Origin of the sequence: Streptomyces sp. NPDC017246 (assembly GCF_044331325.1) — a bacterium.
GTDB lineage: Bacteria > Actinomycetota > Actinomycetes > Streptomycetales > Streptomycetaceae > Streptomyces.
Genome location: NZ_JBIRMW010000008.1, coordinates 369,958 through 387,255 on the forward strand (window position 1 = coordinate 369,958; position 17,298 = coordinate 387,255).

The window sequence follows — 17,298 nt, forward strand, 5'->3', positions numbered from 1 at the left end:
AAACCGGAGCGGGAATCAGAAGACGTAGGGATCACCGGTGGCGAGCACGAGCACCCGATGCCGGTCGTTCCCCGGGTGCCGGTCGGCCGCCCCGTCCCGCCAGGCCGTGGTGATGTCCACGGTCAGCTCGTCCGGCAGACCCGCGGTCCGCAGATCGAGCCCCAGCTCACCGAAGCCCCCCGTGACCCTCAGCTCGCCCGTCCGGCAGGACACCACCCGGTCACTGCTCCACAGACAGGCCGGCGGCAGCTCCTGACCACCCGCCATCGGCACGGAGAAGGCGAGCCGGACCGTCGCCTGGGAGAGGTCGGAGGGACCGAGGTTCTCACTCACCAGCCAGACGCCGACCCGCCCGTCCCAGAGGGAGACATTCCCGTGATGGGCCAGATCCGCCTCGGTCCCGGCCGCCACCCCCCGCACCCCCACCGAGGCCGATCCCGACGCCGGCCCCGGCCCCACGGCCCCGGCACTCGCGCCCGCGCCCATCACCACCGTGGCCGCGAGAGCGACCCCGAGCACACCTTTCCGGATTCCATGCATGGGCACAAAATAGCCACAGATCATCTGATATTCCGACAACCCATCGGCCAGCGTGTCCCATGGCACCCTGCCCTCATGGTCACCGCCCGCTCCATCGCCCTCTTCGCCCTCGCCGCGCTCTTCGAGATCGGCGGCGCCTGGCTCGTCTGGCAGGGCGTCCGCGAGCACCGCGGCTGGATCTGGATCGGCGGCGGAGTCCTCGCCCTCGGCATCTACGGCTTCGTCGCCACCCTCCAGCCCGACGCCGAGTTCGGCCGTGTCCTCGCCGCCTACGGCGGAGTGTTCGTCGCCGGATCCATCGTCTGGGGCATGGCAGCCGACGGCTACCGCCCCGACCGCTGGGACGTCATCGGCGCACTCGTCTGCCTCGCCGGCATGGCCGTGATCATGTACGCCCCGCGAGGCCGCTGACCGACTCCACCTATCCTGGCCGGGCGATCGACGTAATCGACCACCTGCGCGAGGAGCACCACGTCATGACTGCCCCCGGTACCCCCATCGCCGTCATCACCGGAGCGAGCAGCGGAATCGGCGCCGCCACGGCCAGGCAGCTGGCCGCCGCCGGCTACCGCGTGGTCCTCACCGCCCGGCGCAAGGACCGCATCGAGGCCCTGGCCGCCGAACTCAACGAGGCCGGCCACCAGGCCGCCGCCTACGCCCTCGATGTCACCGACCGCGCGGCCGTCGACGAGTTCGCCTCCGCCTTCCGGTCCCTCGCCGTCCTGGTCAACAACGCCGGCGGCGCCCTCGGCGCCGACCCCGTCGCCACCGGCGACCCCGCCGACTGGCGCCAGATGTTCGAGGTCAATGTCATCGGCACCCTGAACATGACCCAGGCCCTGCTCCCGGCCCTCACCGCGAGCGGCGACGGCACGGTCGTCGTCCTCTCCTCCACCGCCGGCCACTCCACCTACGAGGGCGGCGCCGGCTACGTCGCCGCCAAGAACGGCGCCCGCGTCCTCGCCGAGACCCTCCGCCTGGAGATCGTCGGCACCCCGGTCCGCGTCATCGAGATCGCCCCCGGCATGGTCAAGACGGACGAGTTCGCCACCACCCGCTTCCGGGGCGACACCGACAAGGCCGCCAAGGTCTACGCGGGCGTGGCCGAACCCCTCACCGCGGACGACGTGGCCGACACCATCACCTGGGCCTGCACCCGCCCCCCGCACGTCAACATCGACCTCCTGGTGGTCCGCCCCCGAGCCCAGGCCTCCAACACCAAGGTCCACCGCGAGCTCTGAGCCCACGGCGACACGTACGGGTGAACCAGCGCCCCCGCACTCTTCGACCTCGGCGCCCTCACGCCCACCGCGCGGCCCTTCATGGACCTCGAAGACCCCCGCTACGCGTACATGTTCGGCTTCCTCCAGGCAGACGGGCACCTCAGCGAACAGACGCGCAACCGGGGGCGACTGACCGTCGAGATCAACGCGCGGGACATCGAGATCCTCCGCGAGTTCCAGCGGCTGACCCCGTACAACAGCAGCATCACCGAACGGACCCGGGCTGCCTCGCCCTGGAGCGCAAGCGGAACGCCGCTGCATCGCTGTCTTCCTGGACGCGCCCCGAGGGGATGCGAGTCAGGCCCCCGGGCTGCCGCTGGATGGTCCGAGAGGACCGCGTCCTTCTCTCCCTCGGCGACGCGAAGGCTGCGGCCGAAGCGCTGGGACGGACCGAGCAGAGCTGCTCACTGCGCCTTTGGCGGCTGAACACGGGACGCGTCCCCAAGCCGCCCGAGGCGCCCACCGCTCGCTGAAAGCCGTGGGTGGGCCCTGGCCGTCCGTGCCAGGGCCCACTGCCATGCCGGGGCCTCAGCCCTTGATGCAGATGAACTGCTTCAGCTTGGCGACGACCTCGACCAGGTCCCGCTGCTGGGCCATGACCTGCTCGATCGGCTTGTACGCGCCCGGGATCTCGTCCACGACGCCTGAGTCCTTGCGGCACTCCACGCCCCGTGTCTGCTCCTCCAGGTCCCGCACCGTGAAGCGACGCTTCGCCTCGCTCCGACTCATCCGCCGCCCCGCACCGTGCGACGCGGAGTTGAAGGCCTTCTCGTTGCCGAGACCCTTCACGATGTACGAGCTGGTTCCCATCGACCCGGGGATGATCCCGAAGTCTCCGGAGCCGGCCCGGATCGCGCCCTTCCGCGTGACCAGCAGGTCCATGCCCTCGTACCGCTCCTCCGCCACGTAGTTGTGGTGGCAGGAGATCTCGGTCTCGAAGGAGACCTTCGCCTTCCGGAACTCCCTGCGGATCACTTCCTTCAGGAGCGCCATCATGATCGCGCGGTTGTACTTCGCGTACTCCTGCGCCCAGTACAGATCGTTGCGGTAGTCCGCCATCTGCGGCGTATCGGAGACGAACACCGCCAGGTCGCGGTCGACCAGGCCTTGGTTGTGCGGCAGCTTCTGGGCAATGCCGATGTGGTGCTCGGCCAGCTCCTTGCCGATGTTGCGGGACCCGGAGTGCAGCATCAGCCAGACCGAACCTGACTCATCCAGACAGATCTCGATCATGTGATTACCTGATCCGAGCGTTCCCATCTGCTGTCGCGCCCGTTCCTGACGGAATTTGACCGCATCCGCAACCCCGTCGAACCGCGACCAGAAGTCGTCCCACCCCGACGTCGGGAACTGGTAGAGCCGCCCCGGGTCCACCTCGGACCGGTGCAGCCCCCGCCCCACCGGAATCGCCTGCTCGATCTTCGACCGGAGCCGGGACAGATCACCCGGCAGGTCGTTCGCCGTCAGCGACGACTTGACGGCCGACATCCCGCAGCCGATGTCGACACCGACCGCCGCCGGACAGACCGCCCCCTGCATCGCGATGACCGACCCGACCGTCGCGCCCTTGCCGTAGTGCACGTCCGGCATCACGGCGAGGCCCTTGATCCACGGCAGCGTCGCCACGTTCTGCAGCTGCTGCATGGCACCGCCCTCCACCGTGGAGGGGTCGGCCCACATCCTGATGGGAACCTTCGCCCCAGGTACCTCTACGTACGACATACTTCCTCGATTCCCCCGAAAAGTCTGATAACGCAAAAACCGGCGCCAAAGCCCGTACAGGTGACAGCGGACCGGCATCAACAGCTGCGTGTGCGATAGACATTGTGTCCATCGGCCGGGTTCGCGCGGCAAACAGTTTTAGGGAAAGACTTCGGGAGAAGGGAGCCTGGGACCGTGCAGCGAAAGAGGTACGCCCCCGGCCGGACCGGGTCCGCGGCTCGCACCGCCGTCGTTCTCACCCTCGGCCTCGGCCTGGGAATCGGCCTCACCGCGTGCTCCGCCGGCACCCCGGCCGAGGACGTCGCCGTCGACGCCAAGGCGGGCCCCGCCGCGCCGATCGCGCCCCCGGGCCGTTACCGCACGCTCTTCGAGCCGTGCGGCGCCGTCCCGCAGGCCACGCTCAAGGACCTGCTTCCGGGCGCCGCCGCCCTGGCGGACCCCGAGCGGGACAAGGCGTACCGCGGTGTCGCCGCCGTGACGTACGACACCGACCGCCGTGTCGGGTGCACGTGGAAGGCGGACACCCCGGACATCTCGCACCGGCTCGTGCTCGACATCGAGCGGGTGGTCTCGTACGACACCGCCGTGAGCGACGACGACCGGGCGCAGGAGGTGTACGTCCGCAAGCAGCTCGCGGCGGGCATCCCGCTGCCGCCGACCGCACCGCCCACGACCGCCCCGCCCACACCGACGTCCCCGGGCACGGGCACCCCGACGACCGGCGCCTCCACCCCGGGCAGGACGGCGTCGGGCGCGCCGGGTGCCACCGCGGGCAAGCCCCCGGCGGACGGCACGCCCTCCGCCACCGGAACCCCCGCCTCGGGGGCGCCCGCCACCGGCTCCGGCGCCACCCCCGCCGACCCCACCTCCACGGGCCTCGAACCCCGTGTCCTCGGCGGTCTCGGAGACATCGCGTACCTCGACGACGCGCTGAGCACGGTCGGTGCGAACGGCCGTCAGCGTGCGATCAGCGTGGTGTTCCGCACATCCAACGTCATCGTGACCGTCTCCTACCGGGAGCAGACGACCGGCTCCGCCGAGGCCCCCGACAGCGCGGAACTGCAGGAAAAGGCCCGGAATCTGGCCCGGCTGCTCGCCGAGCGCCTGGAGGAGTAGCCGTCTCCGTCCGCTCCGTGAGCGGACGGACACCACGTAACGTGTCGGCGTACCCGTGGCCCCACGCCGTGGCCGTACCCGTGGCCGCCGGAGCACCGGCCGGACCGTACGACGAGCGACTGAAGGAACCATGCAGCGAACTGCCCCGCGACTCACCCGCATACTCGCCTGCGCCGCCGTCCCGGTGATGCTCGTCGTCGCCGGCTGCTCCTCGGACTCCGGCGACGGCGGTTCCGGTGCGGGTGCGAAGGACAAGGGCGGCGCGTCGGCGTCCGCCACTCCCTCGCCCGCGCGGACGACGAAGACGGTCGAGCCGGCGAAGTTCGCGGAGCTGCCCCAGGCCTGCAAGGCGATCACCGCGAAGACGACGGCCTCGCTGGTGCCCAAGGCGAAGACGAAGAGCGGCACGCCGGCCATCTCCAGTGACCTCGCCAGCCGTACCGGCTGCTCGTGGAACGGTCTCGACGACAAGGGTGTGAAGGGCTCGCAGTACCGCTGGCTCGATGTGTCCTTCTACCGGTACGAGTCGGACGCCTCGCTCGGCAGCGGCCAGGAGCGCGCGGTGGAGAACCTCGCGAAGGAGCTGGCGAAGGTCGAGGAGACCCCGGGCGCGAAGAAGCTCCGTACGACCACGGCCACGGGCATCGGCGACGAGGCGAAGACGGTCGCCTACCAGCTGCGCAAGACGGACGAGGACTTCGTCTACGCCTCCGTCGTGGCGCGTACGGGCAATGTGCTGGTGCTGCTCTCGTACAACGGCGCCGGGTACGCGGGCGCGGCCACTCCGTCGGAGAAGACGGTCATGGACGGTGCGGTGAAGGCGGCCAAGGAAGCTGTGGCCGCTGTCGCCGCCGCGAACAAGTAGTCGGGGCGTCGGGTCCCGACAAGTAGTCACAAACCAGCGCAGGACGGCGTGTCGGTGCGGAGCCCGTCCCTCCCCCGAGGGCCGGGCTCCGTACACGTGTGCCACTCTGTGCGCGCGAGATGTCGAATGACGGGAGGGATCGCGGGTGGCCGCGATGCAGCTGACACGCACACACCGAATACTCATCGGCCTCGTCATCGCCGGTGCGCTGATCATCGCGGGGATCGGTTTCGCGGGGTCGTACGCCGCCGTGCGCGAGCTCGCGCTGGACAAGGGCTTCGGCACCTTCTCGTACTTCTTCCCGATCGGCATCGACGCGGGCATCTGTGTGCTGCTCGCCCTCGATCTGCTGCTGACGTGGTTGCGGATTCCGTTCCCGCTGCTGCGGCAGACGGCCTGGGTGCTGACGGCGGCGACGATCGCCTTCAACGGCGCGGCCGCCTGGCCGGACCCGCTGGGTGTCGGGATGCACGCGGTGATCCCGGTGCTGTTCGTGGTGGCCGTCGAGGCCGCGCGTCACGCCGTGGGCCGGATCGCGGACATCACGGCGGACAAGCACATGGAGGGTGTCCGGCTGACCCGCTGGCTGCTTTCTCCGGTGCCGACGTTCCGGCTGTGGCGCCGGATGAAGCTGTGGGAGCTGCGCTCGTACGAGCAGGTGATCAAGCTGGAGCAGGAGCGGCTGATCTACCAGGCGCGTCTGCAGGCGCGGTACGGCCGGAACTGGCGTCGTAAGGCGCCGGTGGAGGCGCTGATGCCGCTGCGGCTGGCGCGGTACGGGGTGCCGCTGGCGGAGACGGCGGCGGCGGGTCTCGCCGCGGCCGGTATCGAGCCGGCCGTGCTGCCTCCGCAGCCGCAGGCGGCTCAGCAGTCGGTGCTCCAGCAGTCCGCGCCGCTCCAGCAGTCCCCGCCGCTCCAGCAGGGCCGTCCGCTTGAGCAGGGCCGTCCGGTGCAGCTCGCGGCGGGCCCTCAGGCGCTTCCGGACGTCCCGCAGGGTCCCGAGGGGAGCCCGTGGTTCGCGGCCGACCAGGCGGCGCGGCCGGACGTCTACCAGGGTTCGTACAACCCTCAGATCGTCGATGGTCTGGAGCCGATCCCGGTGCCGGTTCCGCTCGGTCCCGACGATGTGCCCCCGCCGGGGCCGGAGGAGTTCGTCGAGTACCCCGAGTACGTGGAGGAGCAGCCGGAGCCTCAGGAGGTCGAGGAGTTCCGCGAGGTCGTCTACAAGCTGACCTGGGCGTATGCCGTGGAGAACGACCGGTTCCCGGAGGACGGGGAGCTGGCGGCGATGGTCGCCGAGCACTACGGCGTCCAGGATCTCCGTAACCCGGCTCTGCTGCAGCAGGTGATCCCCGGGGTCCAGCAGCAGATCCAGCAGGACATGCAGGACTACCGCACTCCCTGATGCCCGCGGGGCGCCGCGGGTGAGGTGCGCGAGGATGTGAGAGGGCCGCCGCCCGGATTCCGGGCGGCGGCCCTTTCCTGTGGTCGGGTCACGCGGTGGTGCGCACGCTCACGCGCCGAGGAGCTTGCGCACCCGGTCCGCGCCGACGGCGAGCAGCAGCGTGGGCAGGCGCGGTCCGGTCTCCCGGCTGACGAGGAGCTTGTAGAGCAGGGCGAAGAAGGCGCGCTGTGCCAGCTTCAGCTCGGGCGTGGGCTTCGCCTCGGGGTCGAGGCCCGCCATGATCTTCGGGACGCCGTAGACGAGGGTGGTGAGCCCGTCGAGCGACCAGTGGGTGTCGAGGCCCTCCAGGAGCAGGCGGAGCGACTCGCGGCCCTCGCCGTCCAGGGAGCCGAGGAGCTCGGTGTCGGGCTCGTCGCGGACGATGGTGCGCTGGTCGGCCGGGACCTGGTTGGTGATCCAGTTCTCGGCGCGGTCGAGACGCGGCCGGACCTCGTCGAGGGAGGTGACGGGGTTCTCGGGGTCGAGCTCGGTCAGGATCCGCAGGGTCTGCTCGTCGTGGCCGGCGGTGATGTCCATGACCGAGGCGAGCGTGCGGTACGGGAGCGGGCGCGGGGTGCGCGGAAGCTCGCCGGCGGCCGTGCGGGCGGCGCGGGTGTGGGCGGCGGCGTCGGCGGGCAGCACGGTGCCGTCGGCGACCTTGGCCTCCAGCTTGTCCCACTCGTCGTAGAGCCGCTGGATCTCCTGGTCGAAGGCGATCTTGAAGGACTGGTTGGGCCGGCGGCGGGCGTACAGCCAGCGCAGCAGCGGCGCTTCCATGATCTTCAGCGCGTCGGCGGCGGTCGGGACGCCACCGCGCGAGGAGGACATCTTGGCCATGCCACTGATGCCGACGAAGGCGTACATGGGGCCGATCGGCTGGACGCCGTCGAAGATCTCGCGGACGATCTGGCCGCCGACGACGAACGAGGAGCCGGGCGAGGAGTGGTCGACGCCGGAGGGCTCGAAGATGACGCCCTCGTACGCCCAGCGCATGGGCCAGTCGACCTTCCAGACCAGCTTGCCGCGGTTGAACTCGCTGAGCTTGACGGTCTCGGCGTGGCCGCAGTTGGTGCAGGTGTAGGCCAGCTCGGTGGTCTCGTCGTCGTACGAGGTGACGGTGGTGAGGTCCTTCTCGCACCGGCCGCAGTACGGCTTGTACGGGAAGTAGCCGGAGGCGCCGCCGGAGCCGTCGTCCTCGCTCGCTGCGCCGGAGCCCTCCTCGGCCTCCAGCTCGGCCTCGTCGAGGGGCTTCTGCGACTGCTTCTTCGGGGCCTTCTTCGTCCGGTACTGGTCGAGGATGGCGTCGATGTCGCCGCGGTGCTTCATGGCGTGCAGGATCTGCTCGCGGTAGACACCGGCGGTGTACTGCTCGGTCTGGCTGATGGGGTCGTACTCGACGCCCAGCTCGGCCAGCGACTCGACCATGGCGGCCTTGAAGTGCTCGGCCCAGTTGGGGTGGCGCGAGCCGGCGGGGGCCGGGACGGAGGTCAGCGGCTTGCCGATGTGCTCGGCCCAGGACGCGTCGATGCCCTCGATGCCGTTCGGCACCTTGCGGTAGCGGTCGTAGTCGTCCCAGGAGATGAGGTGCCTGACCTCGTGTCCCCGGCGGCGGATCTCGTCGGCGACCAGGTGCGGGGTCATGACCTCGCGGAGGTTGCCCAGGTGGATCGGGCCGGACGGGGAGAGGCCGGAGGCGACGACGACCGGTTTGCCAGGCGCACGTCGCTCCGACTCGGCGATGACCTCGTCCGCGAAACGGGAGACCCAGTCGGTCTCGGTGCTGCTCTGAGCCACGGTCGGTACGTCCTTCTTCCTGAGGAGTGCTGCCTGACAGCCCTACGTGAGCCATTCTCCCAGACGGAAGAGCGCACTCCGAGGTTGTCCACAGCCGGAGATTCCACGCGGCCCGCGGTTGTCCACAGGCGGGGAAATCACGTTGCGCTCCCATGGGACACTTGACAAGCGAATCAGACCTGACGAACTCAACAGGAACGGAAGCTCATGGCCTCGGTCCCTTCCCTCGCTTCGACCGTGCAGCAGCGCCTCGCGGACGGCCTTTCGGCAGCCCTGCCGGAGGCCGCGTCCGCCGACCCGCTGCTCCGACGAAGCGACCGGGCCGACTTCCAGGCCAACGGCATCCTGGCGCTGGCCAAGCGGCTCAAGGGCAACCCTCGCGAGCTGGCGACGCAGGTCGTCGCCGCGATCCCGGAGAACGACGTCCTCCGGGAGATCGAGGTGTCGGGTCCCGGCTTCCTGAACATCACGGTGACGGACGCGGCGATCGTGCGGACCCTGGCGGCCCGCGCCGCCGACGCCCGGCTGGGCGTCCCGTTCAACGAGTCGGCGGGCACGACGGTCATCGACTACGCCCAGCCGAACGTGGCGAAGGAGATGCACGTCGGGCACCTGCGGTCCGCCGTGATCGGCGCCGCGATGGTCGAGATCCTGGAGTTCACCGGCGAGAGCGTGGTCCGTCGCCACCACATCGGCGACTGGGGCACCCAGTTCGGCATGCTCATCCAGTTCCTGATCGAGCACCCGCACGAGCTGGATCACCGGGACGAGGACGGTTCGGAGGTCTCCGGCGAGGAGGCCATGTCGAACCTGAACCGGCTCTACAAGGCCTCGCGTGCCCTCTTCGACTCCGACGAGGAGTTCAAGACGAGGGCCCGTGCGCGTGTCGTGGACCTGCAGGCCGGTGACGAGGAGACGCTCGCGCTCTGGCAGCGGTTCGTCGACGAGTCGAAGATCTACTTCTACTCGGTCTTCGACAAGCTCGACATGGACATCCGGGACGCCGACGTGGTCGGCGAGTCCGGCTACAACGACATGCTGGTGGAGACCTGCCGCATCCTCGAGGAGTCGGGCGTCGCCGTCCGCTCCGAGGGCGCGCTGTGTGTCTTCTTCGACGACGTGAAGGGCCCGGACGGCAACCCGACCCCGCTGATCGTCCAGAAGTCCGACGGCGGCTTCGGGTACGCGGCGACGGACCTGTCCGCGATCCGCGACCGGGTGCAGAACCTGAAGGCGACGTCCCTGCTGTACGTGGTCGACGCCCGCCAGTCGCTGCACTTCAAGATGGTCTTCGAGACGGCCCGCCGGGCCGGCTGGCTGAACGAGGACGTGAAGGCCGTCCAGCTGGCCTTCGGCACGGTCCTGGGCAAGGACGGCAAGCCGTTCAAGACCCGTGAGGGCGAGACGGTCCGGCTGGTGGATCTGCTGGACGAGGCCGTGGACCGCGCGACGTCGGTCGTGCGCGAGAAGGCGGAGGACTACTTCGAGAAGTCCGGCGAGACGCTCCTGACCGAGTCGGAGATCGTCGAGAACGGCCAGTACGTGGGCATCGGCGCGGTGAAGTACGCCGACCTGTCGACGTCGGCCGCGCGTGACTACAAGTTCGACCTCGACCAGATGGTCTCGCTGAACGGCGACACCTCGGTGTACCTGCAGTACGCGTACGCGCGGGTCAGGTCGATCTTCGGGAAGGCCGGCGACCGCACGCCGCTCGCCCACCCGGAGCTGGAGCTGGCCCCGGCCGAGCGTGCGCTCGGGCTCCACCTGGACCAGTTCGGCGAGGTGATCTCCGAGACGGCCGCGGAGTACGCCCCGCACAAGCTGGCCGCGTACCTGTACCAGCTGGCGTCGCTGTTCACGACGTTCTACTCGGAGTGCCCGGTCATCAAGCCCGCGCCGGCGCAGGATGTCGCGGAGAACCGCCTCTTCCTCTCCGACCTGACCGCCCGCACCCTGCACCAGGGCATGGCGCTCCTCGGCATCAGGACGCCCGAGCGTCTCTGAGACCGCAGGCCGTCGGACGCGGCCGCCGTACGACGAAGGCCCCGGCGCGGATTCCCGTGCCGGGGCCTTCTGTCAACGGATGGTGTGCGAGGTCCGGCCTGTCACCTCGTCGATCTCCGTGTGGGCCTTCTGGAGCAGCTGGGAGGCGAGGTCCATCAGCGCGCGTGCGCCGGCGATCTCCTCGCCCACCCTCAGCTGGTCCGGATCGGAGGGGTGACGGTTGGCGGTTCCGTGGGCCCGGAACTCGGTGCCGTCGGTGAGCCGGACCATGGCCGCGGCCCGTGTCCGGTCACCCTCCTCCTGGAACTCCATCTCCACATGCCATCCGACAAGCGTGTGCATCATGAGGACCACCTCCAGCGAGGTACCTGTCGGCTACCTCTCCAGAGTGCGCCGGACGGCGGCCTCTCACCAGCCCTGGCCGGGGACCGGGACGGTTCAGTACCCGCGGCCGAGCTTCTGGGCGACCTCCGTGGCCCAGTAGGTGAGGATCATCTGCGCGCCGGCGCGCCGGATGCCGGTGAGGGTCTCCAGGATCGCCCTGTCGCGGTCGATCCAGCCCTTCTCGGCGGCGGCCTCGACCATCGCGTACTCGCCGCTGATCTGGTAGGCGGCGACGGGTACGTCCACGGACGCGGCGACCTTGGCGAGGACGTCGAGGTACGGTCCGGCGGGCTTCACCATCACCATGTCGGCGCCTTCCTCCAGGTCGAGGGCGAGCTCGCGCATCGACTCGCGGAGGTTGGCCGGGTCCTGCTGGTAGGTCTTGCGGTCGCCCTTGAGGGAGGAGCCGACGGCCTCGCGGAAGGGGCCGTAGAAGGCGGAGGAGTACTTCACGGTGTACGCGAGGATCGACACGTCCTCCTTGCCGATGGTGTCGAGGGCGTCGCGGACCACGCCGACCTGGCCGTCCATCATTCCGGAGGGGCCGACGACGTGGACGCCGGCGTCGGCCTGGACCTGGGCCATCTCGGCGTAACGTTCCAGCGTGGCGTCGTTGTCGACGCGGCCGTGGGCGTCGAGGACGCCGCAGTGCCCGTGGTCGGTGAACTCGTCGAGGCACAGGTCGGACATGATGACGAGCTCGTCGCCGACCTCGGCCTTCACGTCGCGGATCGCGAGCTGGAGGATCCCGTCGGGGTCGGTGCCCGCCGTGCCGGCGGCGTCCTTCTTGGCGTCCTCGGGCACGCCGAAGAGCATGATCCCGGAGACTCCGGCCTCCACGGCCTCGGCCGCGGCCTTCCGCAGGGTGTCGCGGGTGTGCTGGACGACTCCGGGCATGGCCTGGATCGGCACGGGCTCGGTGATCCCCTCGCGCACGAACGCGGGGAGGATCAGATCGGCGGGATGCAGCCGCGTCTCGGCCACCATCCGCCGCAGGGCGGGCGTCGTCCGCAGCCGCCGCGGCCGCGCCCCGGGAAAGGATCCGTACGAGTTCATAATCCCGAGGCTACGCCCGCCCAAAGAGTGCTTTTACCGACACGATGTTGCCTCGCGACGGGTTCCCCGGGGGTGTGGTCGGTCGTTCCGCAGGCCGGAACGGGTGGGCATGCCCCGGCGGCGCCGGGGCGGCGGCCCGTACCCGCACCGCCGGGACCTGAAAAGCAGCGGGGCGGGGCCTGTGAAAGGCCCCGCCCCGGAGCGCCACCTACTACGTGGTCCGCCTCCGCCGTGCGCCGGGGCGCCGCTCGCTGGGCCGGGTGACAGGGTCCCCGGCCTCCAGCGCGGCCTCCCGCCGCCGCGTCCCGAAGTCCGCCAGCGCCTCCGCGAGCTTGTGCACGGACGGCTCGGGCGACAGCACGTCCACCCGCAGTCCGTGCTCCTCGGCGGTCTTGGCCGTGGCGGGTCCGATGCACGCGATGACGGTCACGTTGTGCGGCTTGCCGGCGATGCCGACCAGGTTCCGCACGGTGGAGGACGACGTGAAGAGAACGGCGTCGAACCCGCCCCCCTTGATCGCCTCGCGGGTGTCGGCCGGCGGCGGCGAGGCGCGTACGGTCCGGTACGCGGTGACGTCGTCGACCTCCCACCCGAGCTCGATGAGCCCGGCGACCAGCGTCTCCGTGGCGATGTCGGCCCGCGGCAGGAAGACACGGTCGATCGGGTCGAAGACCGGGTCGTAGGGCGGCCAGTCCTCGAGGAGGCCGGCGGCGGACTGCTCACCGCTCGGCACGAGGTCCGGCTTCACACCGAAGTCGACGAGCGCGGCGGCCGTCTGCTCGCCCACCGCCGCGACCTTGATCCCGGCGAAGGCACGCGCGTCGAGCCCGTACTCCTCGAACTTCTCCCGCACCGCCTTGACCGCGTTGACCGAGGTGAAGGCGATCCACTCGTAGCGTCCGGTGACCAGGCCCTTGACGGCCCGCTCCATCTGCTGCGGGGTGCGCGGCGGCTCGACGGCGATCGTCGGCACCTCGTGCGGCACGGCGCCGTAGGAACGCAGCTGGTCGGAGAGCGACGCGGACTGTTCCTTGGTGCGCGGCACGAGCACCCGCCAGCCGAAGAGGGGCTTCGACTCGAACCACGACAGCTGGTCCCGCTGCGCCGGGGCGCTGCGCTCGCCGACCACGGCTATGACCGGCCGGTGGCCCTCGGGCGAGGGGAGCACCTTGCCCTGCTTGAAGACCTGGGCGATGGTGCCGAGCGTGGCGTTCCAGGTCCGCTGCCGGGTGGTGGTGCCGGCGATGGTGACGGTGAGCGGGGTGTCCGGCTTACGGCCTGCCGCCACCAGTTCACCGGCGGCGGCGGCCACCGAGTCGAGCGAGGTGGACACGACGACGGTGCCGTCGGAGGCGCCGACCTCGTTCCAGCACCGCTCGTCGGCGGTGCGGGCGTCGACGAAGCGCACGTCGGTGCCCTGGGCGTCGCGGAGCGGGACACCGGCGTACGCGGGTACGCCGACGGCCGTGGCCACGCCGGGGACGACCTCGAAGGGGATGCCCTCGGCGGCGCAGACGAGCATCTCGGCTCCCGCGTTCCCGTCGAGGCCGGGGTCGCCGGTCACCGCTCGGACGACCCGCCTGCCGCCCCTCGCGGCCTCCATGACAAGATTGGCCGCGTCCCTCAACACGGGGACACCGGCGGTTGTTGACGCCTCGTCAACAACCGTCAGCTCCGGCGTGCTCACCCCCGCGCGCGCGTGGCCGCGAACGACCTCGAGCACCTCCGGCTCGGCGATCAGGACATCCGCTCCGGCGAGGGCCTCCACGGCCCTGAGGGTCAGGAGTCCGGGGTCACCGGGGCCTGCGCCGAGGAATGTGACGTGCCCATGGCCCGCGAAGGCCGGGGACAGCGGGCTGGTGGTCGGGCTGGTGGGGTTCAAAGTGCTCGCTCCCCCATAAGACCGGCCGCACCCTTGGCGAGCATTTCGTCCGCGAGTTCGCGTCCGAGCGCCATGGCCTCGTCGTGCGAGGTGGGTACGGGTCCGGTGGTGGACAGCTGCACCAGCGTCGAGCCGTCGGTGGTGCCGACGACGCCGCGCAGGCGCATTTCGGTGACAACCTGCCCGTGACCGGGGTCGTCGGCCAGCAGGTCGGCCAGCGCACCCACAGGTGCGGAGCAGCCGGCCTCCAGGGCGGCGAGCAGGGATCGCTCTGCGGTGACGGCGGCCCGCGTGTGCGGGTCGTCGAGCGCGCCGAGCACGGTGACGAGTTCGGCGTCGGACGCCGGGCACTCGATCGCCAGGGCCCCCTGGCCGGGGGCGGGCAGGACGGTGTCGACCGACAGGTGGTCGAGCGACAGGGAGCCGGTGAGCTCCTCCGTTCCGCCGATGCGGTTGAGGCCGGCCGCGGCGAGAACCACCGCGTCCAGTTCTCCGCTGCGTACGTAGCCGACCCGGGTGTCGATGTTGCCCCGGATCGGGACGCAGGTGATCTCGAGGCCGTGGCTGCGCGCGTAGGCGTGGAGCTGGGCCATGCGTCGCGGCGATCCGGTGCCGACCCGGGCGCCCTTGGGCAGCCGGTCCAGCGTCAGTCCGTCGCGGGCGATCAGTACGTCGCGCGGGTCCTCGCGCTCCGGGATCGCGGCCAGCACCAGGTCGGGGTGCTGCGCGGTCGGCAGGTCCTTCAGGGAGTGGACGGCGAAGTCCACCTCGTCGGCGAGCAGCGCGTCGCGCAGGGCGGCGACGAAGACGCCGGTGCCGCCGATCTGCGCGAGGTGCTCCCGGGAGGTGTCCCCGTACGTCGTGATCTCCACGAGCTCGACGGGCCGGCCGGTCAGCCGCCGGACGGCGTCGGCCACGTGCCCGGACTGGGCCATGGCGAGCTTGCTGCGCCTGGTCCCGAGCCTCAGTGCCCTCTCGGTCATACTCGCCCTCGGTTCTTGACGTCGGCGTCATTCAGGTCGGCCCGGCTGACAGAAGCCACCGTCTCCGGGTCGAGGTCGAAGAGTGTCCGCAGCGCGTCCGCGTACCCGGCGCCGCCGGGCTCGCTGGCCAGCTGCTTGACCCGCACGGTCGGCGCGTGCAGGAGCTTGTCGACCACGCGTCGCACGGTCTGCGTGATCTCGGCACGCTGCTTGTCGTCGAGGCCGGGCAGCCGGCCCTCGAGCCGGGCGACCTCGCCGGCCACCACGTCGGCGGCCATGGTGCGCAGGGCGACGACGGTGGGGGTGATGTGGGCGGCGCGCTGGGCGGCGCCGAAGGCGGCGACCTCGTCGGAGACGATGCCGCGGACCCGGTCGACGTCGGCGGCCATGGGGGCGTCGGCGGAGGCCTCGGCGAGCGACTCGATGTCGACGAGCCGGACTCCGGGGATGCGGTGGGCGGCGGCGTCGATGTCGCGCGGCATGGCGAGGTCGAGCAGGGCGAGCGGGGCGCGGCGGCCCTGGACGGCGGTCTCGATGTCGTCGCCGGTGAGGACGAGTCCGGTGGCGCCGGTACAGGAGACGACGACGTCGGCACGTGTCAGTTCGTCGCCGACGGCAACCATCTCGGCCGCGTGGGCGGTCACGCCCGTGCCCCCGGGCTCGTTCAGGATCTGGGCGAGCCGCTCGGCGCGGGCGAGGGTGCGGTTGGCGATGACGATCTCGGAGACACCGGAGCGCGCGAGCGTGGCGGCGGCGAGCGAGGACATCGATCCGGCGCCGATGACGAGGGCCTTCTTGTCCTTGGCCCAGGTGTCGACGTCGGTGCCGTCGGCCAGCTGCTCCAGGCCGAAGGTGACGAGCGACTGCCCGGCCCGGTCGATCCCGGTCTCGCTGTGGGCGCGCTTGCCGACCCTCAGGGCCTGCTGGAACAGGTCGTTGAGGAGGCGGCCGGCGGTGTGCAGTTCCTGGCCGAGGGCGAGGGCGTCCTTGATCTGGCCGAGGATCTGGCCCTCGCCGACGACCATGGAGTCGAGCCCGCAGGCCACCGAGAAGAGGTGGTGGACGGCCCGGTCCTCGTAGTGCACGTAGAGATAGGGGGTGAGCTCGTCCAGGCCGACGCCGCTGTGCTGCGCGAGCAGCGTGGACAGCTCGGCGACACCGGCGTGGAACTTGTCCACGTCGGCGTAGAGCTCGATGCGGTTGCAGGTGGCCAGGACGGTGCCCTCGGCGGCCGGTTCGGCGGCGAGGGTGTCCTGGAGGAGCTTGGCCTGGGTGTCCGCCGCCAGTGCGGCCCGCTCCAGGATGGAGACGGGTGCGCTGCGGTGGCTGAGGCCGACGACGAGGAGGCTCATGCCGGCATCACGGCGGGGACGTCCCCGTCGGGTCCCTTGCGGTTGCCGCCCGTGGCGCCGCGGGGGGCCGGCGGCGCGACGGCCGGGGTGTCCGCCTCGGCACTCGCGTCGGCTTCGGCGTTCGACTCCTCGCCGGCCTTGCGCTGCTCGTGGAAGGCGAGGATCTGCAGCTCGATGGAGAGGTCGACCTTGCGGACGTCCACGCCGTCGGGCACGGAGAGCACGGTCGGGGCGAAGTTCAGGATGGAGGTGACTCCGGCGGCCACGAGCCGGTCGCAGACCTGCTGGGCGACGCCGGCCGGGGTCGCGATGACGCCGATGGAGACGCCGTCCTCCTCGATGATCTTCTCGAGGTCGTCACTGTGCTGGACGGGGATCCCGGCGACCGGCTTGCCGGTCATGGCGGGGTCGGCGTCGATCAGCGCGGCGACGCGGAAGCCACGGGAGGCGAAGCCGCCGTAGCCGGCGAGCGCGGCGCCGAGGTTGCCGATGCCGACGATGACGACCGGCCAGTCCTGGGTGAGGCCCAGTTCACGGGAGATCTGGTAGACGAGGTACTCGACGTCGTAGCCGACACCGCGGGTGCCGTAGGAGCCGAGATAGCTGAAGTCCTTGCGCAGCTTCGCGGAGTTGACCCCCGCCGCGGCGGCGAGCTCTTCGGAGGAGACCGTGGGTACGGAGCGCTCCGAGAGCGCGGTGAGTGCGCGCAGATACAGCGGAAGCCGGGCGACGGTGGCCTCGGGAATTCCTCGGCTACGGGTCGCCGGTCGGTGAGTTCGGCCAGTTGCCACGGTGCTCCTGCGGGATGAGCGGGGCTGCAGGCGGCCATATGTCCCAAGACCGCCCCGTCGAATGCAGGCTATGTCTTTGTGA

Annotated in this window: 15 protein-coding genes; 6 read left to right on the forward strand and 9 right to left on the reverse strand. The window is 70.8% G+C overall.

Annotation, left to right across the window (positions count from 1 at the left end):
* Positions 1 to 15: 15 nt before the first annotated feature.
* Positions 16 to 540 carry a hypothetical protein gene (locus ACH4MY_RS21335; protein WP_398005267.1) on the reverse strand — a complete coding sequence of 175 codons (525 nt, stop codon included), beginning with the start codon at positions 538 to 540 and terminating at the stop codon, positions 16 to 18.
* 75 nt (positions 541 to 615) lie between these two features.
* On the opposite strand from ACH4MY_RS21335, the gene ACH4MY_RS21340 reads away from it, so the two are divergent.
* Together ACH4MY_RS21340 and ACH4MY_RS21345 are read left to right on the forward strand one after the other, a co-directional pair.
* Positions 616 to 951, forward strand: a complete 336-nt coding sequence (locus ACH4MY_RS21340; protein ID WP_398005269.1) for a YnfA family protein — start codon at positions 616 to 618, stop codon at positions 949 to 951.
* 65 nt (positions 952 to 1,016) lie between these two features.
* Positions 1,017 to 1,781, forward strand: a complete 765-nt coding sequence (locus ACH4MY_RS21345; RefSeq protein WP_398005271.1) for an SDR family NAD(P)-dependent oxidoreductase — start codon at positions 1,017 to 1,019, stop codon at positions 1,779 to 1,781.
* 570 nt (positions 1,782 to 2,351) lie between these two features.
* On the opposite strand, the gene ACH4MY_RS21350 is transcribed toward ACH4MY_RS21345, so the two are convergent.
* Positions 2,352 to 3,545, reverse strand: coding sequence for an RtcB family protein (locus ACH4MY_RS21350; RefSeq protein WP_398005273.1), 1,194 nt, complete (start codon positions 3,543 to 3,545; stop codon positions 2,352 to 2,354).
* Positions 3,546 to 3,719: 174 nt separating this feature from the next.
* On the opposite strand from ACH4MY_RS21350, the gene ACH4MY_RS21355 reads away from it, so the two are divergent.
* The 3 genes from ACH4MY_RS21355 (at position 3,720) to ACH4MY_RS21365 (ending at position 6,931) form a co-directional block, all read left to right on the forward strand.
* The gene (locus ACH4MY_RS21355; RefSeq protein WP_398005275.1) at positions 3,720 to 4,661 is read left to right on the forward strand and encodes a DUF3558 domain-containing protein; all 942 of its coding nucleotides are present in this window, start codon (positions 3,720 to 3,722) and stop codon (positions 4,659 to 4,661) included.
* 130 nt (positions 4,662 to 4,791) lie between these two features.
* Positions 4,792 to 5,526: a DUF3558 domain-containing protein gene (locus ACH4MY_RS21360; RefSeq protein ID WP_398005276.1), complete on the forward strand. Its 735-nt coding sequence runs from the start codon at positions 4,792 to 4,794 to the stop codon at positions 5,524 to 5,526.
* A gap of 154 nt (positions 5,527 to 5,680) precedes the next feature.
* Positions 5,681 to 6,931, forward strand: a complete 1,251-nt coding sequence (locus ACH4MY_RS21365) for a DUF2637 domain-containing protein (RefSeq protein ID WP_398005278.1) — start codon at positions 5,681 to 5,683, stop codon at positions 6,929 to 6,931.
* A gap of 108 nt (positions 6,932 to 7,039) precedes the next feature.
* Here ACH4MY_RS21365 and lysS read toward each other — a convergent pair whose 3' ends face one another.
* Complete coding sequence (gene lysS / locus ACH4MY_RS21370; RefSeq protein ID WP_398005280.1) at positions 7,040 to 8,764, reverse strand: lysine--tRNA ligase; 1,725 nt, start codon at positions 8,762 to 8,764, stop codon at positions 7,040 to 7,042.
* Positions 8,765 to 8,971: 207 nt separating this feature from the next.
* Here lysS and argS point away from each other — a divergent pair, with 207 nt between their 5' ends.
* On the forward strand, positions 8,972 to 10,768 hold the full coding sequence (argS, locus tag ACH4MY_RS21375) for an arginine--tRNA ligase (protein ID WP_398005282.1): 1,797 nt from the start codon (positions 8,972 to 8,974) through the stop codon (positions 10,766 to 10,768).
* A 72-nt stretch (positions 10,769 to 10,840) separates the two neighbouring features.
* Here argS and ACH4MY_RS21380 read toward each other — a convergent pair whose 3' ends face one another.
* From ACH4MY_RS21380 to ACH4MY_RS21405, 6 genes are all read right to left on the reverse strand, one after another.
* Positions 10,841 to 11,110 (reverse strand): DUF1876 domain-containing protein, encoded by a 270-nt coding sequence (locus tag ACH4MY_RS21380; protein WP_398005312.1) that lies wholly within the window; start codon positions 11,108 to 11,110, stop codon positions 10,841 to 10,843.
* Between the two features lie 96 nt (positions 11,111 to 11,206).
* Positions 11,207 to 12,208, reverse strand: a complete 1,002-nt coding sequence (hemB, locus tag ACH4MY_RS21385; RefSeq protein ID WP_398005283.1) for a porphobilinogen synthase — start codon at positions 12,206 to 12,208, stop codon at positions 11,207 to 11,209.
* A gap of 211 nt (positions 12,209 to 12,419) precedes the next feature.
* Positions 12,420 to 14,090: a uroporphyrinogen-III synthase gene (locus ACH4MY_RS21390; protein WP_398005284.1), complete on the reverse strand. Its 1,671-nt coding sequence runs from the start codon at positions 14,088 to 14,090 to the stop codon at positions 12,420 to 12,422.
* Complete coding sequence (hemC, locus tag ACH4MY_RS21395) at positions 14,087 to 15,073, reverse strand: hydroxymethylbilane synthase (RefSeq protein ID WP_398005285.1); 987 nt, start codon at positions 15,071 to 15,073, stop codon at positions 14,087 to 14,089. The genes ACH4MY_RS21390 and hemC overlap by 4 nt, the downstream gene beginning before the upstream one ends.
* The gene (locus ACH4MY_RS21400) at positions 15,070 to 16,425 is read right to left on the reverse strand and encodes a glutamyl-tRNA reductase (RefSeq protein WP_398005286.1); all 1,356 of its coding nucleotides are present in this window, start codon (positions 16,423 to 16,425) and stop codon (positions 15,070 to 15,072) included. Before ACH4MY_RS21400 ends, hemC begins: the two co-directional genes overlap by 4 nt.
* Positions 16,422 to 17,216 carry a redox-sensing transcriptional repressor Rex gene (locus ACH4MY_RS21405; protein WP_398005287.1) on the reverse strand — a complete coding sequence of 265 codons (795 nt, stop codon included), beginning with the start codon at positions 17,214 to 17,216 and terminating at the stop codon, positions 16,422 to 16,424. The genes ACH4MY_RS21400 and ACH4MY_RS21405 overlap by 4 nt, the downstream gene beginning before the upstream one ends.
* Positions 17,217 to 17,298 lie beyond the last annotated feature (82 nt).